This window comes from Bradyrhizobium sp. RD5-C2 (genome assembly GCF_019972155.1).
Taxonomy (GTDB): Bacteria; Pseudomonadota; Alphaproteobacteria; order Rhizobiales; family Xanthobacteraceae; genus Bradyrhizobium.
Window position 1 is genome coordinate 1 of the sequence record NZ_BOVL01000055.1, and the last position, 465, is coordinate 465.

General features: G+C 60.9%; 1 protein-coding gene. It reads right to left on the reverse strand.

The features are described from left to right. Window positions 1–412, reverse strand: a 412-nt coding sequence (locus BraRD5C2_RS34625) for a PPC domain-containing DNA-binding protein (RefSeq protein ID WP_223976065.1), incomplete at its 3' end; no start/stop codon positions are given. Between the last annotated feature and the right edge of the window lie 53 nt (window positions 413–465).

The window sequence follows — 465 nt, forward strand, 5'->3', positions numbered from 1 at the left end:
TGTCGGGCTTTTTCTTTCGTCGCAGATGGACCGGCGTATCAGTGAGGACGACCTCTAGCGTTGGTCTGACCGTACCCGCCAAAAGGTGTCCACCGCGCGTCGTGCCGTCGGACAAGCCAAGGACGACGTGAACGTGCAGGCTCGCGTTGCCGTCGTCGCCTATCGCGACATCGCCTATCGCGCTCAACACTTCGCATTGCTGGTCGACCTCGATCTTCTTGTACGTCTTACGCTCGAAGTCGAACCAGCCGATCGTCGCCTTTTGGAAGGCGCCGATGGCCGTCAGCGTTGCTGCCGTGATTCCCGTTTCGTTGGCGAACCTGCTGAGCGCGGCGAACGCTTCCTCTCCGGAGTCGAGAACGACGACGCGGGTTTCGGATCCCGCGTCGTCGGCTATTTTTTGGCTCTTCATCGGTCAGGCCGCGCTGCGCTGGGAGTGACGGCCTTCCTTGACCTCTTCGATGA